The 15,328-nt window shown below is 36.9% G+C and carries 15 protein-coding genes; all 15 read left to right on the top strand.

The annotated features are described in order from the left end of the window. The first annotated feature begins 391 nt into the window (after window positions 1–391). The 15 genes from QE450_RS16035 to QE450_RS15965 all read left to right on the top strand — a co-directional run bounded on the left by QE450_RS16035 (window position 392) and on the right by QE450_RS15965 (window position 15,217). Window positions 392–976 (top strand): hypothetical protein, encoded by a 585-nt coding sequence (locus QE450_RS16035; RefSeq protein ID WP_307300563.1) that lies wholly within the window; start codon window positions 392–394, stop codon window positions 974–976. Further along, window positions 963–2,015, top strand: coding sequence for an arginase family protein (locus tag QE450_RS16030; protein WP_307300560.1), 1,053 nt, complete (start codon window positions 963–965; stop codon window positions 2,013–2,015). The genes QE450_RS16035 and QE450_RS16030 overlap by 14 nt, the downstream gene beginning before the upstream one ends. Window positions 2,016–2,017: 2 nt before the next feature. Continuing rightward, window positions 2,018–2,971 carry a hypothetical protein gene (locus QE450_RS16025; RefSeq protein ID WP_307300557.1) on the top strand — a complete coding sequence of 318 codons (954 nt, stop codon included), beginning with the start codon at window positions 2,018–2,020 and terminating at the stop codon, window positions 2,969–2,971. A 10-nt stretch (window positions 2,972–2,981) separates the two neighbouring features. Further along, complete coding sequence (locus tag QE450_RS16020; RefSeq protein ID WP_307300554.1) at window positions 2,982–4,232, top strand: MFS transporter; 1,251 nt, start codon at window positions 2,982–2,984, stop codon at window positions 4,230–4,232. Window positions 4,233–4,465: 233 nt separating this feature from the next. Further along, window positions 4,466–5,059 (top strand): DJ-1/PfpI family protein, encoded by a 594-nt coding sequence (locus QE450_RS16015; RefSeq protein WP_373462049.1) that lies wholly within the window; start codon window positions 4,466–4,468, stop codon window positions 5,057–5,059. Between the two features lie 37 nt (window positions 5,060–5,096). Then, window positions 5,097–5,657, top strand: coding sequence for a glycerol-3-phosphate responsive antiterminator (locus tag QE450_RS16010; protein ID WP_301263708.1), 561 nt, complete (start codon window positions 5,097–5,099; stop codon window positions 5,655–5,657). Between the two features lie 206 nt (window positions 5,658–5,863). After that, window positions 5,864–6,685 (top strand): MIP/aquaporin family protein, encoded by an 822-nt coding sequence (locus QE450_RS16005; protein ID WP_273613633.1) that lies wholly within the window; start codon window positions 5,864–5,866, stop codon window positions 6,683–6,685. Window positions 6,686–6,739: 54 nt separating this feature from the next. Then, complete coding sequence (glpK, locus tag QE450_RS16000) at window positions 6,740–8,233, top strand: glycerol kinase GlpK (RefSeq protein WP_204827051.1); 1,494 nt, start codon at window positions 6,740–6,742, stop codon at window positions 8,231–8,233. Between the two features lie 200 nt (window positions 8,234–8,433). After that, window positions 8,434–9,405 carry an ABC transporter substrate-binding protein gene (locus QE450_RS15995; RefSeq protein WP_307300544.1) on the top strand — a complete coding sequence of 324 codons (972 nt, stop codon included), beginning with the start codon at window positions 8,434–8,436 and terminating at the stop codon, window positions 9,403–9,405. 227 nt (window positions 9,406–9,632) lie between these two features. After that, the gene (locus QE450_RS15990; RefSeq protein ID WP_307300541.1) at window positions 9,633–11,321 is read left to right on the top strand and encodes a glycerol-3-phosphate dehydrogenase/oxidase; all 1,689 of its coding nucleotides are present in this window, start codon (window positions 9,633–9,635) and stop codon (window positions 11,319–11,321) included. A 190-nt stretch (window positions 11,322–11,511) separates the two neighbouring features. Continuing rightward, window positions 11,512–12,018, top strand: a complete 507-nt coding sequence (locus QE450_RS15985) for a hypothetical protein (RefSeq protein WP_307300538.1) — start codon at window positions 11,512–11,514, stop codon at window positions 12,016–12,018. Between the two features lie 237 nt (window positions 12,019–12,255). Then, a complete protein-coding gene (locus QE450_RS15980; RefSeq protein ID WP_307300536.1) occupies window positions 12,256–13,584 on the top strand; it encodes a hemolysin family protein in 1,329 nt (442 codons plus the stop codon). A gap of 68 nt (window positions 13,585–13,652) precedes the next feature. After that, the gene (locus QE450_RS15975; protein WP_273613627.1) at window positions 13,653–13,916 is read left to right on the top strand and encodes a YqkE family protein; all 264 of its coding nucleotides are present in this window, start codon (window positions 13,653–13,655) and stop codon (window positions 13,914–13,916) included. A gap of 111 nt (window positions 13,917–14,027) precedes the next feature. Then, window positions 14,028–14,231, top strand: a complete 204-nt coding sequence (locus tag QE450_RS15970; RefSeq protein WP_307300534.1) for a YwbE family protein — start codon at window positions 14,028–14,030, stop codon at window positions 14,229–14,231. A 77-nt stretch (window positions 14,232–14,308) separates the two neighbouring features. Then, a complete protein-coding gene (locus tag QE450_RS15965; protein ID WP_307300531.1) occupies window positions 14,309–15,217 on the top strand; it encodes an aldo/keto reductase in 909 nt (302 codons plus the stop codon). Window positions 15,218–15,328 lie beyond the last annotated feature (111 nt).

Genomic DNA, 15,328 nt, shown 5'->3' with positions numbered 1-15,328 from the left:
GTATTCAGATCATTATGTGTTGGATTAGTATTTCTATCAGCTGTTAACTTCATAATGGGAATAACCACAGTCACCAAAAACATCTCCATTGAAAAAGATAAAATTCAAGTATCCAAAGAAGTAGAGTTACCTCACGAGAATGGGTTAGAGGTCTAATTAGACTTTTAATAGATATTATTCTAGAAAGGAGGAACCCATTATGAAAAAAAGTATTGTTTTAAAACCTGTTGATATTAAAGATTTAAAAGAAATGGAAGCTAATCGTAGAGCAGCTTCTGGACGTTGTGCAAGCGGTCGTTGTGCTGCAGGTCGTTGCTAATTAAAATACTTAAGAGGTGTAAAGAGCTCCGGCTTTTTACACCTCTATTATTTAATAAGGGTGATGTAGAAAATGATCATTATAGAGGTCATGATTATATACATTTTCTTTACTTTTATAAGCACTTATATTCATGAGTTAGGTCATGCTTTGAGTGCTTATTTTTTGGGAGCAGAACAAGTCGCTATTACTAAGCAAAGAAACTCCTATCAGATAGAATTTAAAACGTACTTTTCATTTTCGTATCCTATTACACTTTCAAAAAATATAGTGATTAGTTTTGCAGGAGTAGTTGTACAATTTTTATTTTCTGTTTTGTGTATTATTCAACCTTTTTCTATAAGTTTGTCGTTAATTTCGTTGGTGTATATGCCCTATATCTTTTTTAATATTTTATATTTTTATGGGCTGGATGGATATTATGTACTGGAAAATTTAAAAACAGAAGCTGTAAAAAAATGGAGTGTTGTATTAACCATTATTTTTGGATGCAGTTGGATTTTTGCATGGAATGGATTGTTAGAGATTTGGAATCAACCTTTATTGATAGAGAAAGTCACATATCTTGTACTTAGCCTATTTATATGGGGACAAATTGCAGTGAAGTTCATTCGTAATATTTTAAAAGAAAGAAGGTTAGAATATGACAAATATTAAATATATTTTGGAAAAAAATAATCGTGGAGAATCTATTATAAGCGATGAATCATTAGAATTTTTTTGGACATCAGAGGACATTTCAATACGGAGCAAAGAAAACAAATTAACATTCTATAATATTCAGGAAGATGTTCCTGTAAATGCAAAAAGTATTCATATTGTCGGAGTTCCATATAGTTCAGGTTCCAATCACAACAATAGTTCGGTAGAACAGTTTCCCCATACATTACGTTATTTGAGTACCAAGACGCCAATTTATCCTTCCCTAAACGATCTATATACTAGCGGAATTTTGGATTTGAATAATGAAAAAATTCTTCATGATTGTGTACTGAATGATTTAGGAGATATCACATTTGTAGAACAATCAAAACAAGAATTAGAATCAAAATTAAACACTTATATAGACCATTTTTGCTCTACAGAATCTCAATTTTCTTTTATTGGCGGTGACCATTCTATTACATACTATATTTTGAAGCAATTAAAAGAGAATGGGAAAAATATTATTTATATTCACTTCGATGCTCATCTGGATTGTGGTTCGGATCCGTTGCGCTTAGATGTAGAAGTAGATCATGGTAATTTTGTACGCCATTTAATACAAGATCAAATTGTAGAGCATGTTGTTCAATTAGGAGTTAGAGGCTTGCGTTCTCTAGGTCAGTATTACGAACACACTAATTTATCTTATATTTCTAGTCAAAAGCTAAATGTTAATTCGGTAAAGAAAGCAATAGAGCCTTTATTAAATAAAAATTCGTATTTCTATATTTCTTTCGATGTAGATGTTTTGGATCCTACTATATTTCCATATGTTGATTTTCCTTCTTCTGGAGGGGCTTCTATAGAACAGATATTTGAAGTGTTGCAAATGTTTCAGAGCGTGCCTAATATTATTGGCTTTGATGTTGTAGAAGGACAGGGGGCAAATACAGATCATATTCCTTATCAATACGATGTAATCATAAATATTTTTTCTCAATTACTCAATGTATTGAATAAATCCAAAAATATAATAAATGGAGGAGAATGATGATGAATATAAAAACTGAAGATTTAAAAAGTCAATTGAATCAGTTACTTCAAACGGAAAAAGAACTAGGAGTTGAGTATGATGATTTTATGGCTTTAATGAATATATGTAAGGAATTTTTGCCTTTAGATCATACATCTTCTACAGATGTCGAAAAAATTTGGATGCAATATAGACTTAATAATTTAGAACAAAATGAGTATCGATTTCAGCCAGAATTGTTTACAGGATTTGATGAAATTATTGGTCAAGAACATATATTAGAATGTATCCAAAATAAAGGTGTATTTGGTACTTTTCATTATGGAGCTTATCGATATGTAGCTTTAGAGCTAATCAAACTAGTTAAAGAACATTCATCTTCTCTAGATGTGGTTGTAGATACAGATTCTTATGAAAGCGAAAAAGATCTACACAAATGGAATGAAATAAGAAAAAAAGCAGATGTTAACTATATTATTTCAGAAGAACATGGAAGTGGCTTGAAATTAGTACGCATATTAAAGAATAGAGGAAATATTCTTTTATATTTAGATGGTAATACAGGTTCAGGAGAAGATTCTCAACCTATGTTTTGTGATCATATCACTTCTTCTGTAAACATGAGAAGTGGTATTTATCGACTTGTTTCTTTATTAAAAAAAGAGTTGTGTGTTATTTTAGCTGATCAGCCTGAACCTGGTTACAATAGATTAATTGCCTATAAACCATTTGCAGTATCAAAATCAAATATTAAAGAAGGTGTCGATCAAAGTTATGAATTTTTTCGAGAATCTTTATTGCATCGTCCAGATTTATGGCGCTTCTGGTATAGACACCATCACTATGTAGAAAATTGGCAAGAAATAGCGGCAAACCAAGACCTAGCTACTCCTAATATCGATTGGGTTGAAGCAGAATATGGCTTAGGAATTGATTTGAGAACAGGTCACATGTACGAAACTAAAACAAGTTGAGGTAAATATTATGGAATTGTGGAGAAATAAACAATTTATTTATTTGTTTTCAGCACGTTTTGTCGCATTGATTGGGGATGGCTTGTTATTTTTAGTATTATTGAAAATGTTGGAACTAAAAAATACTGGTAGCATAGGGTTGTCTTTCTATTATCTTGCTGCAGGTATTCCAGCATTTTTATTCGCTATACCTGCAGGAGCAATTGTAGAAAAATCTAATTTACAAAAAACAATGATAGCTACAGATATTGTACGTGCAATATTAATTTTTGTTTTTATTGTAATGAATTTGTATGTCACCTATTCACCGATACTGATTTATTGTTTATTATTCCTAATTACTATTAATGACATGTTTTTCTTACCTGCAAGTCAATCTTTACTTCGTTGGATTGTACCTGAACATCTCAGACCGCAAGCCAATGGGCAATTACAAATAGCTATGATGACAGGAAAGTTATTATCTTATTCATTAGGTGCATTTCTTATTAAAATAGGATTAGAGTTAAACGCGTTATTAAGTATAGTGATAATTTCTTTTTTAGTCTCTATATGTATAGTTTTTCAAATAAAGCCACAGATTATCAATCGTGCTGATTCCTCAGAAAAAACATTTCAACTTGCTGTAGAAGGATTGAAATTTATTCAAAATACTAAAATTATAAAAAAAATCTTTATTATATTTGGTTGTGCATGGTTAATAGGTTCATCTATTGATATTTTTTTAATTTCATATCTAAACGATGTATTACAATTAGGTACAGAAGATCTTTACCTGATCACAACATTTTCACTATGCGGTATTGTAATTGGTTCTTTTTTAGGACCCAAATGGTATAGTACAATCAATAAAAAGCTAGGATTTTATCTACCCAGTTTAATTTTTGGACTTGTCATTTTGATGTATGCTATGAAGCTTCCTTTTTTTATACTTTTATTTTCGTTGATGATAGGCGGTATAGCTCAAGGCGTATTTTTGACATTTATTAATTCTTATTTGCAGGAAATTACGTCTCAAGATTATTATGCAAGAGTATCAAGTTTTTATACCTTGTTAATGCAAGGAGCAAGTTTGCCAGGTTTCTTTTTAATCGGTTTTTTAATTCAACAAACAAGCGTCGTGTACGTAGGTTATATCATTGGAATTTATATGATAACATTATCTATATTTTCTTTCTTTTTGTTACCTAATATTAGGAATGAAAATGAGAAAAATATCATCCTTCCTAGAAAATCGTTAGAAGATGATTATGTCTCATAACGTGAAACATCATATGAGTACGATATCCAAGCATGTCTTCATGACATGCTTTTTTGAATGCGATAACTATATAAAGATATTAATTTAATCTAAATTCTATTGTTTTTTATTTCACATATAAGGCATGATAGAGAAATACATCCAATTCGCAAAAAAATGAGGTTAGCATCCCTTACAGTAACAACCATTTCAATACATAAGGAGAATGATCAAATATGCTAATACATAATGATATCCCAGAACGTTATCAGGTCGGTATTTTGTTGTTTGATGAAGTGGAAGTAATGGATTTTGCAGGGCCGTTTGAAGTGTTTTCACTTGCAGAGACGGTAGATAAGCAGAAATTATTTCAAGTACACACGATATCTCCAGATGGTGAACTTATCAGTGCTCGTAACGGACTAAAAGTACAACCGGATTATGCGATTCAAGATATGCCTGCAATGGATATTTTAATTATTCCCGGTGGGTACGGGGCAGAAGAAATCATTATTCATGATCCTGTCATTATCAAATGGATACAAACACAAGCTCAACAGGTGAAATTACTAGCTTCTATTTGTACCGGTGCATTGGTGCTAGCAGAAGCAGGGATGTTACAAGGTCTAGAAGCAACTACTCATTGGATGGATCTGGATCGATTGCAACAAGATTATCCTGATGTGATCGTCAAATCAGGTGTGAAATTTGTAGATCAAGGATCGATTATGACATCCGCAGGCATCTCGGCAGGTATCCATTTGGCATTACATATTGTAAGTGAATGGGTTAATATAGACTGTGCTCGAACTATCATCAAACGAATGGATATAGATATTGAGATGTAATGAAACAACTTACTTAGGGAGAAAAGAGTGATTAACGATGTTTCACGGTCAGGCGATTTTGCCAGCAGCCAAAAGTATGAAGCAATTTGAACAAATCTTATCCAGTTCATATGAATATGGAGTATTTTTGGATACCCATATTGCTCAACTCAAAAATATTTATAAAATGGCAAATCATCATCACAAAAAAATGTTTTTGCATGCCGATCTAGTACATGGTCTCAAAAATGATGAGTATGCAGCTGAATATTTGTGTCAGGAGATTAAGCCTTACGGTATTATTTCGACACGCGGTAATATGATTTTAAAAGCCAAGCAAAAAGGAGTTATCGCTATTCAGCGTGTTTTTATGCTTGATACGATTGCGCTGGAGAAAAGTTATGCTTTATTGCAAAAGACACAGCCTGATTATATTGAAGTCTTACCCGGCGTTGTTCCTCATATGATCAAAGAAGTCATTGAACGCACCAATATTCCTGTATTTGCAGGTGGATTGATTCGTACAGCCAATGATGTGGAACAAGCACTTGCTGCGGGGGCAACAGCGGTTACGACATCCAATGATCAGTTGTTTGCTCATTACCGTACAGACAAGTAAAAAAACAGTCATAATGAAGATCACATGAATATTGTCATGTTGACACCGCTTACATGTTACGATATGATGAACTTATCAAGTTAATAATGTGACGGAGAACCGGAGAGCCACGCAAAGACCCCTACATCTGAAGGGGTGGTTTGCAGTGGCTTTTTCTGTTGTCTATCGGTTGAAATAACTTGCTACTTCGAATGGAGGGAAATATAATGTCACCATTTATAGCTGAATTGGTAGGAACGATGATTCTGATTGCATTAGGCGCTGGTGTTTCTGCCGGGGTTGCACTTAAAGGATCTTTTGCAGAAAGTTCTGGTTGGATGGTTATCACTGCAGGTTGGGGTCTTGGAGTAGGAATGGCAGTATATGCTGTCGGCGATATTAGTGGGGCTCATTTGAACCCGGCTGTAACATTAGCACTTGCATTTAACGGCGATTTTCCATGGAGTCAGGTTCCATCATATATTCTGGCACAGATGATCGGAGCTATGGCAGGCGCATTACTGGTCTACTTACAATACTTACCGCACTGGAAAGCAACTCCAGATCCTGCGACTAAATTAGGCGTGTTTTCAACTTCACCGGCTATTAAACATCCTGTCGGAAATATGTTGAGTGAAATTATCGGTACATTTATTTTTGTCATGGTATTGTTATCTATGGGTGCCAATCAATTTACAGAAGGTGTTCATCCATTGATTGTCGGTTTATTAGTTGTTAGTATCGGATTGTCGCTTGGAGGTACAACAGGGTATGCTATTAATCCAGCTCGTGATCTAGGTCCTCGTCTGATGCATACATTGTTACCGATTGCTGGTAAAGGATCTTCCAATTGGCGATACGCTTGGGTTCCATTTATCGGCCCATTGTTAGGTGGTTCGATCGGCGGTCTATTTTATAAAAATGTATTTCAGGGTCAAAGTACTCCGATGTTATGGGTACTATTACTGGTTACTGTGATTTGCTTGTTTTTCGCTCATCGTTCAGGTCGCAAAACACAAGAATCTGTTTCTAGCAAAGTAACCGCTTAAATCTAAATCTAAAACTACTCACACTATGTATACCACTCAAGGAGGAACTTATTTATGGAAAAATATATTATGGCACTGGATCAAGGAACAACAAGCTCACGCGCAATTTTGTTTAACAAAAAAGGTGAAATTGTATACATGGCACAACGTGAATTTCCACAATATTTCCCTAAGCCAGGTACAGTAGAACAAAATGCGAATGAAATTTGGAGTTCGATTCTAGCGGTTATCGCTTCTTGTCTGTCCGAGTCTGGAATCAAGCCTGTACAAATCGCAGGGATCGGTATTACGAACCAACGTGAAACCACTGTAGTCTGGGATCGCAAAACAGGAGATCCTGTCTATAATGTACTGGTATGGCAATCTCGCCAAAGTGCTGAAATCTGTGAAGATCTTAAAAAGCGTGATCTAGAACAAACTTTCCGTGATAAAACAGGATTGTTGATCGATCCTTACTTCTCCGGTACGAAAGTAAAATGGATTCTGGATCATGTTGAAGGTACACGTGAACGTGCAGAACGTGGAGAATTAATGTTCGGGACTATTGATACATGGTTGATCTGGAAATTATCCGGTGGTAAAGCGCATGTAACGGATTATTCTAATGCTTCTCGTACATTAATGTATAACATCTATGAATTGAAATGGGACGAAGAGTTGTTAGATATTTTAGGAGTTCCAGCTTCAATGTTACCAGAAGTGCGTCCTTCTTCTGAAGTCTATGCACATACCGTTGATTATCATTTCTTCGGTCAAAATATTCCGATTGCTGGCGCAGCAGGAGATCAACAAGCAGCATTATTCGGACAAGCTTGCTATGAAAAAGGATCGATCAAAAACACATACGGTACAGGTTGCTTTATGCTTATGAATACTGGCGAAGAACCGATCCGCTCCGAGCATGGTCTAATCACAACGATCGCTTGTGGTGTAGATGGCAAAATTCATTATGCACTAGAAGGAAGTATCTTTGTAGCTGGTTCTGCTATTCAGTGGTTACGTGATGGTCTACGTATGTTCCGGGATGCGGCAGATAGTGAAGCTTATGCTGCACGTGTAGAATCTACAGATGGCGTATATCTTGTACCTGCTTTTGTAGGATTGGGTAGTCCATATTGGGATAGTGAAGTACGTGGAGCCGCATTTGGTCTCAGCCGCGGAACAACCAAAGAACACTTTATTCGTGCTACATTAGAATCACTAGCTTACCAGACCAAAGATGTATTAACCGCAATGGAAAGCGATACAGGGCTTAAAGTAGAATCATTGAAAGTCGATGGCGGCGCAGTAAAAAATAAATTCTTAATGCAGTTTCAAAGCGATATTCTAGGCGTTCCTGTAGATCGTCCTGTAGTAAATGAAACGACAGCGCTAGGAGCAGCTTATCTGGCAGGACTTGCAACAGGTTATTGGACAAGTCTTGATGAGATTGCCGCAGCACATGAAGAATTAAATGATCAATTTACACCGAATATGGAAGAGTCCCGTCGTGAAAGTCTATATGCTGGCTGGCAAAAAGCTGTTCATGCAACCATGGCTTTTAAATAAATAAAGTAAGCAAATAGAATCGAATAAATATGTAATAGCAAAAACCCCTTTTCTGGATTCAAGAGAAGGGGTTTTTAGTATATGTTATTTTCAAAAAAATGGATGCAATCCTTCTCATTCTATGCTAAGATTTCAATTGATAATGATAATCTTTATCATTTAAAAGCGACATATCATAATATAAAAGGCGGTTATACAGCATGTATAGTATCAAAAAAGTAAGTATAATCTTAACGACGATTGTGCTAATTGCTATTCTGGCAGCTTGTGGTCAAAGTACAACATCCACATCTTCTACATCTGCACCAACCTCTACAGATACACCAGCAACAACGAATAAGACGATTACATACAAAGCAGCAAATGGTGAAGTCCAAGTACCCGGTCATCCTCAGCGCGTAGTTGTGATAGCAGATAGTTATTACGGATATTTATATGCATTAGGGATCAAGCCGATTGCAACAATTGATTATGTATTTCAAAGTGCAATTTTAAAAGAAACGACAGAAGGTGTAACCAACTTAGGTAATAACCCGGATGTTGAAAAAGTATTAGCTCTAGATCCAGATCTAATTGTAGTCTGGGATAACGATAAAAATATAGAAAATTATGAGCAAATTGCTCCTACTGTTGCGATCAAATACGGACAATATACGTACAAGGAATTATTGCAAGAATTCGGTAAAATGACAGGTACAGAGGATAAAGCTAAAGAAGTAGCCGCTGCCTGGGAAAGCAAAATCAACAAACTAAAACCACAAGTACAAGCCGCAGTCGGCGACAAAACAGTATCTATTCTGCAACCATATGCTAAAGGGATCTATGCGATGGGTGATACGTATGGTCGCGGAGGAGAGATTATTTATCAAGCATTAGGTCTTGAAGGTACACCGATGTTGCAAAAAGAAGCTATTGATAGTGGCAAAGGTTTTGCAAGTCTTTCCCTTGAAAATCTGCCTGATTTTGCAGGCGATTATATTTTCACTTCACCGTGGGGTGGAGATGGTGATAAAGATGGAAGTAACGTATACAACAGCAGTCTATGGAAAGACTTGCCGGCAGTGAAAAATAACCACGTATTCAAAATTGATCCGGTTGCTTATTATTTCAACGATCCGATTTCGATGAATGGACAGCTTGATTATATTGTAAAATGCCTAACTCAATCGTAACCCATCATTACTAATGTTTAAAAAATTGTCTAAATTCTTTGCTACCCTAAAGCTAATATGGTACAATACAGTTAACAAGTTAATAATAATGTCATGAGACTTTGGAGAGACCACGAGTACACGCGGTATACAACCGTTTTAGTGTAATTATTCGTGGTCTCTTTTTTATGGCTTATGATTGGTAAAAATAAACAGTATAGCGCGTTCAAATAAGGGAGGATATACCGATGAATACAACATTTTCAGCACAAAACAGAGCAAATGCATTAGAGCATATGAGCAGTGACGTATTAGATGTACTGGTAATTGGTGGCGGAATTACAGGATCAGGGATTGCTTTAGATGCCGTTACTCGCGGAATGAAAACAGGGCTGGTAGAAATGCAGGATTATGCCGCAGGAACATCCAGTCGTTCTACGAAACTGGTTCATGGTGGATTACGTTATTTGAAGCAATTTGAAGTGAAGATGGTTGCAGAAGTAGGGAAAGAACGTGCTGTCGTATATGAAAATGGACCGCATGTTACTACACCAGAATGGATGCTACTTCCTTTTCACAAAGGCGGAACATTCGGTAGCTTCAGTACTTCAATCGGTCTACGTGTATACGATTACTTAGCAGGTGTCAAAAGAAATGAACGTCGTAAAATGTTAAGTGTTAAAGAAACGATGGGCAAAGAACCTTTGATCAAAAAAGATGGTCTACAAGGTGGCGGTTATTATGTAGAATACCGTACCGATGATGCTCGCTTAACGATTGAAGTGATCAAAGAAGCGGTCAGACGTGGTGCTTATGCGTCTAACTATACCAAAGCATCTGAATTTATTTATGAAAATGGCAAGCTAAAAGGTGTAAAAGTCACCGATACGATTAACGGTCAAGAATATAGTATTTTCGCTCGCAAAGTAATCAATGCAGCCGGTCCATGGGTAGATACACTTCGTCAATTGGATAAATCCAAAAAAGGTAAAGTACTACAAATGACTAAAGGGATTCATTTGGTTATCGATCATGAGCGTTTCCCGTTAGAACAAGCTGTTTATTTTGATACACCGGATGGTCGGATGGTATTCGCGATTCCGAGAGATGGCAAAACGTATGTTGGTACAACCGATACCGTCTACAAAGCAGATCCGATCCACCCACAAATGACACTGGAAGATCGTGATTATGTATTAAAAGCGATCAACTATATGTTCCCGAGTGTGAAAGTTACAGCCGCTGATGTCGAATCAAGCTGGGCAGGTGTACGTCCATTAATCTATGAAGAAGGTAAAGATCCTTCTGAAATTTCGCGTAAAGATGAAGTATGGCAATCAGATAGTGGCTTGATTACGATTGCTGGTGGTAAATTAACAGGTTACCGCAAAATGGCGGAAATGGTTATAGATCTAGCTGCTGAATTGATCGGCAAAGAACAAGGCAAAAAATTCAAACCTTGTCAGACCAAACATATGGCAATCTCTGGTGGGGATGTAGGCGGTTCAGCGAACTTACCTGCTTTTATTTTGCAACAAGGAGACAAAGGTAGACAAGCTGGATTAACAATAGAACAAGCAGAATATCTAGCAGGCTTCTACGGTTCCAATGTAAGCAAATTATTTGATCTGGTACGTCAATCAGACTCTATCGCAGATGAATTGAAATTACCAGCAGATATTCGCGCTCGTATTGCGTATGCTATTCAAGAAGAAATGACAGTTAAACCGGTCGATTTCTTTATCCGTCGTACAGGAGCTTTATTCTTCAATATCAATTGGGTACATGAATGGAAACAACCTGTGATCGAATATATGTCCAGACGTTTTAACTGGACAGCCGACCAAAAACGTCGCTACACTGACGAATTAGAAGGACATTTACATGATGCTGTTGTACCTGTTGATGCTCCAACGAAAAGTGAATTTGCAGTCTAATTTTAACTTTAATGTAGAATATAATGTATTCAGGGCTCTTCCTTTGTGGAAGGGTCTTTTTATATGTAGATTGAAGTCATCTACGACTTTAGTCTAGGTTTATTTTCTTCTATAGGCGGATGAGTTGCAAAGCAAGGTGTGATACAGTGTAATCAAGGATAATCGAATAGAAAAGGGGTGTGTAAGGATCATGATTAAAAAAGCAGTTCTTGCACCGGTATTATTGTTGTTAGGTGTTTATTTATTTTTGAATCCGGGCGGGTCTACAGGGGTAGGAACTATTTTTGCTACATTTTGGCCGACTTTGTTTGTTATTCCGTTAGGGCTATTTTTTCACTGGTTACATTTTTCGTTAATGAATTCCAAACACAAAGGGTTATTGATTCCAGGTGGAATTTTGCTAGGAGCAGGTGTAGTGAGTCAAATCGCTACATTGTTTGATCTTTGGGCTGTGATGTGGCCGGGTTACATACTTGCAGTAGCGTTAGGATTGTTTGAGTTTTACTGGTTAGGTTCTCGTAACAAATGGTTGTTGATTCCGATTAATATTTTGACAGTAATCGGATTGTTGTTTTTCGCTGTCTTTTCGTTAGATTCTATACTCCATCACGTGGTATTTGTACAACCTTTGGTTGCACTTGCTGTTTTATTAGGCGGAGCATGGTTATTAGTCGATCGTAAACCGAAAACAAAATAATATAACATATTGAAGTTATCCATATATGATGAAGTCGTATATGTGATACAACGATTTTTAAGCAAAGCGATTTGAACAGTAATCTCTGTTCTGATCGCTTTTTTTGTTGTGTATCATTAGGATTTTTTGTATAGAATCAAAGCATAGCAGTCAAAAATGGGTAATGTATTTCATATGTGTACATCTATACATACTTTTAGTGAGCAAATAGATAGATCACGCAAAGGGGAGCAAGGTATGGAATTTTTGAATTTGATATTGGTTATTGTACTGATTTTATTAACAGCCTTTTTTGTAGCATCTGAGTATTCGATTATTCGTGTACGTATTTCCAAGATCAATCAATTGGCTGATGAAGGCAACAAAAATGCAGTTGCTGTTCAGAATATTATTTCCAAATTGGATGAATTTTTATCAGCTTGTCAGTTAGGAACGACGCTCACATCACTAGCACTGGGTTGGTTAGGAGAATCGACGATAGAAGAATTACTTCATCCGATCTTTGTCTGGGTTCATGTTCCAGCAGGATTAGAATCGGTCATATCGTTTATTATCGCCTTTTTGTTACTGACCTATTTCGAAGTGTTGATCGGAGAACTGGTTCCCAAATCGTTCGCTATTCAACTGGCTGAACCGATGGCATTATTTTTTGCTCGTCCGATGATGGTCTTTTACCGCATTACGTATCCATTTAACTGGGTACTGAGCCGTTCAGCACGTCTGATTACCGGATTATTCGGAGTAAAGCCTATCTCTGAACAAGATGCCGCACAGAGTGAAGCAGAATTACGATTTGCTCTATCGGAAGGATTCAAAAGTGGTAATATTACACCGACAGAATATCGTTATTTGAATAATGTGTTTGAATTTGATGAATTAGTCGGTAGCGAGATTATGGTTCCACGTACAGAGATGAAGTATATCGGGCATGAAGCACAATTAGCAGACTTCTATGAGCTGGTGAAAGAAGAGCCGTACAGCTTGATTCCTGTCGCTCTGGATGGAGACAAAGACCGTATTATTGGATTGCTCAATGTCAAAGAAGTATTGCGTGATGCTGTGAGTCATCCACATACACCTACTGATCCGATTGCGCCTTTTATCAAGCCTGTCTTGCAATTGATAGAGACTGTGCCTGCTCGTGAATTATTAGGGCAAATGCAAAAGCAAAATATTCATATGGCGGTGTTGCTAGATGAGTATGGTGGAACAGCAGGTATGGTGACATTAGAAGATATTTTAGAAGAAATTGTGGGCGATATTCCTTCCAAATCAGATATCGAACCTGCTGCTACTCCAGCGATTCATAAGCTAGGAGACAAGCATTATCGTCTACAACCACTTGCATTGATTCATGAAGTGAATCGTCGTCTAGGAACGGATATCGAAGCTGGAGAAGCGTATACGATTGGTGGATGGATCTGGGCGCAGAAATTTAATATTCATGAAGGTGAATCGGTACGAGTGGAAGAATATGAATTTACCGTAACCCGTATGGAGAATCGTCATATCAAAGAAATTGAAGTGACTACATTTGAAGAAGATGAAGAAGAGGAGCAAGAGTAATCATTTTCGTCTATTCCGTAACGATGGTATACTATAACAAGTTCGTATAGTAAAAGAGGTGATTATAGATGGCTAAGAAAAATAGAGCATCTGCAAGACCGACAGCCACACCAGCACAAGATCGACCAGCTACACTCAAAGACATGCTAAGTGCTGATGTATTGGATAAGCTCAAAGCGCAAGCAACCGAGCTCAAAGCAGAAGAGCAACAACGCAAAGAGAAACAACAACAAGAAGCAGACGATGCTCGCAAAGCAGAACAAAAACGTCGTGATAACGATTTTGAATATTTGCTCGAAAACACCAAACAAGACTGGAAAAAATTCAAATAAATCTGTTAGCTACAACGTATATATCAATGATCCAAATGCCGGTATTGTGCTCGTAGGAGTGCCTTATCGGCATTTGTTATACATGTTAAATATAGAAAGTGGGAATTATAAATGAGTGGTCAGACACGCGCGAATATTAAAGCAGGAATCGAAGTCGATATTGTACTCAAACAAGATCAACGCACAGGGAAATTAACAAGAGGAATTGTCAAAGATATCTTAACCAATTCACCCAATCATCCACATGGAATCAAAGTACGTCTTCAATCAGGAGACGTAGGACGGGTAAAACATATTATTAATAGCACCGTGTAATGTTTAATAAGTAGTATTACGGCTATATCGATAAGTGAAAGAAAGATCAGATCAATATCGTGAAAGGATGATCAATTATGAAAAAGAATAGACTAGGTACATCAGATTTAATCGTAGGTGAAATTGGACTGGGTTGTATGTCTCTGGGAACAGACGAGAGCAAAGTGATTCCTTTGCTACATGAAGCACTTGATCTGGGGATTAACTTTTTGGATACAGCAGATATTTATGATAACGGGCACAATGAAGAATTGATTGGTAAAGCGATCAAAGGTCGCCGCAGTGATGTGATTATCGCTAGCAAAGTAGGTAATACTCGTGTAGAAGGTCAAGACGGCTTAGTATGGAATCCATCCAAAGCTCATATTATGGAAGCGATCAAAGAAAGCTTACGACGCTTACAGACCGATTATATTGATCTGTATCAACTGCATGGCGGTACACTGGATGACAATATAGATGAAACGATCGAAGCTTTTGCACAATTAAAAAGAGAAGGTCTGATTCGAGAATACGGTATTTCTTCGATTCGTCCTAATGTGATTCGTGAATATGTAGATCGTTCGCATATTGTCAGTGTAATGAGCCAGTACAGTATTCTAGATCGTCGTCCTGAAGAAGAAGTATTACCGTTATTAACACAAAAAGGGATCAGTTCTATTGTACGTGGTGCTGTAGCAAGTGGAGCTTTAGCAGATGGACGTGAAGACAAAGCACAGAAGGGTTATCTGGATATCAGCGGTGAAGATGTTATTAGTCTGCGCCAGCAATTAGAACCTCTTACACAAGCTAATAGAAGCCTTTCCCAGACCGCTATTCAATATGTACTTGCTCATCCAGCAGTAGCAGTGCTAGCCGCAGGAGCGAGTTCATCACAACAATTACGTGAAAATGTAGAAGCCGCTTCATCGCCAGCATTAACAGATGATGAACTGCAAATGATCCGTTCTATTCGGGCTGCTAACCAGTATACACAACACCGTTAATGATATGAAAAAGCGTTCATATTCGCATTAAATTCATTTATTCTATTTTTTTATGCTCACATCGGTCTAAAGTTCTTATTTTGGGTTAATAATAAGACAGTGTAGTGAGAG

The organism is Paenibacillus sp. SORGH_AS_0306 (assembly GCF_030819345.1).
GTDB lineage: Bacteria > Bacillota > Bacilli > Paenibacillales > Paenibacillaceae > Saccharibacillus > Saccharibacillus kyungheensis.
Note: the sequence above shows the minus strand (reverse complement) of the source record. Positions and strands in the feature narration are given on the sequence as shown.

Excerpts from the sequence above, each read along its gene's own strand:
- QE450_RS15975 (WP_273613627.1), top strand. The coding sequence starts at position 13,653 with ATGGCTAAGAAAAATAGAGCATCTGCAAGACCGACAGCCACACCAGCA.
- QE450_RS15990 (WP_307300541.1), top strand. The coding sequence starts at position 9,633 with ATGAATACAACATTTTCAGCACAAAACAGAGCAAATGCATTAGAGCAT.
- QE450_RS15970 (WP_307300534.1), top strand. The coding sequence starts at position 14,028 with ATGAGTGGTCAGACACGCGCGAATATTAAAGCAGGAATCGAAGTCGAT.
- QE450_RS15965 (WP_307300531.1), top strand. The coding sequence starts at position 14,309 with ATGAAAAAGAATAGACTAGGTACATCAGATTTAATCGTAGGTGAAATT.
- glpK (WP_204827051.1), top strand. The coding sequence starts at position 6,740 with ATGGAAAAATATATTATGGCACTGGATCAAGGAACAACAAGCTCACGC.
- QE450_RS15985 (WP_307300538.1), top strand. The coding sequence starts at position 11,512 with ATGATTAAAAAAGCAGTTCTTGCACCGGTATTATTGTTGTTAGGTGTT.
- QE450_RS16005 (WP_273613633.1), top strand. The coding sequence starts at position 5,864 with ATGTCACCATTTATAGCTGAATTGGTAGGAACGATGATTCTGATTGCA.
- QE450_RS16030 (WP_307300560.1), top strand. The coding sequence starts at position 963 with ATGACAAATATTAAATATATTTTGGAAAAAAATAATCGTGGAGAATCT.
- QE450_RS16020 (WP_307300554.1), top strand. The coding sequence starts at position 2,982 with ATGGAATTGTGGAGAAATAAACAATTTATTTATTTGTTTTCAGCACGT.
- QE450_RS16035 (WP_307300563.1), top strand. The coding sequence starts at position 392 with ATGATCATTATAGAGGTCATGATTATATACATTTTCTTTACTTTTATA.
- QE450_RS16025 (WP_307300557.1), top strand. The coding sequence starts at position 2,018 with ATGAATATAAAAACTGAAGATTTAAAAAGTCAATTGAATCAGTTACTT.
- QE450_RS15995 (WP_307300544.1), top strand. The coding sequence starts at position 8,434 with ATGTATAGTATCAAAAAAGTAAGTATAATCTTAACGACGATTGTGCTA.
- QE450_RS15980 (WP_307300536.1), top strand. The coding sequence starts at position 12,256 with ATGGAATTTTTGAATTTGATATTGGTTATTGTACTGATTTTATTAACA.
- QE450_RS16010 (WP_301263708.1), top strand. The coding sequence starts at position 5,097 with ATGTTTCACGGTCAGGCGATTTTGCCAGCAGCCAAAAGTATGAAGCAA.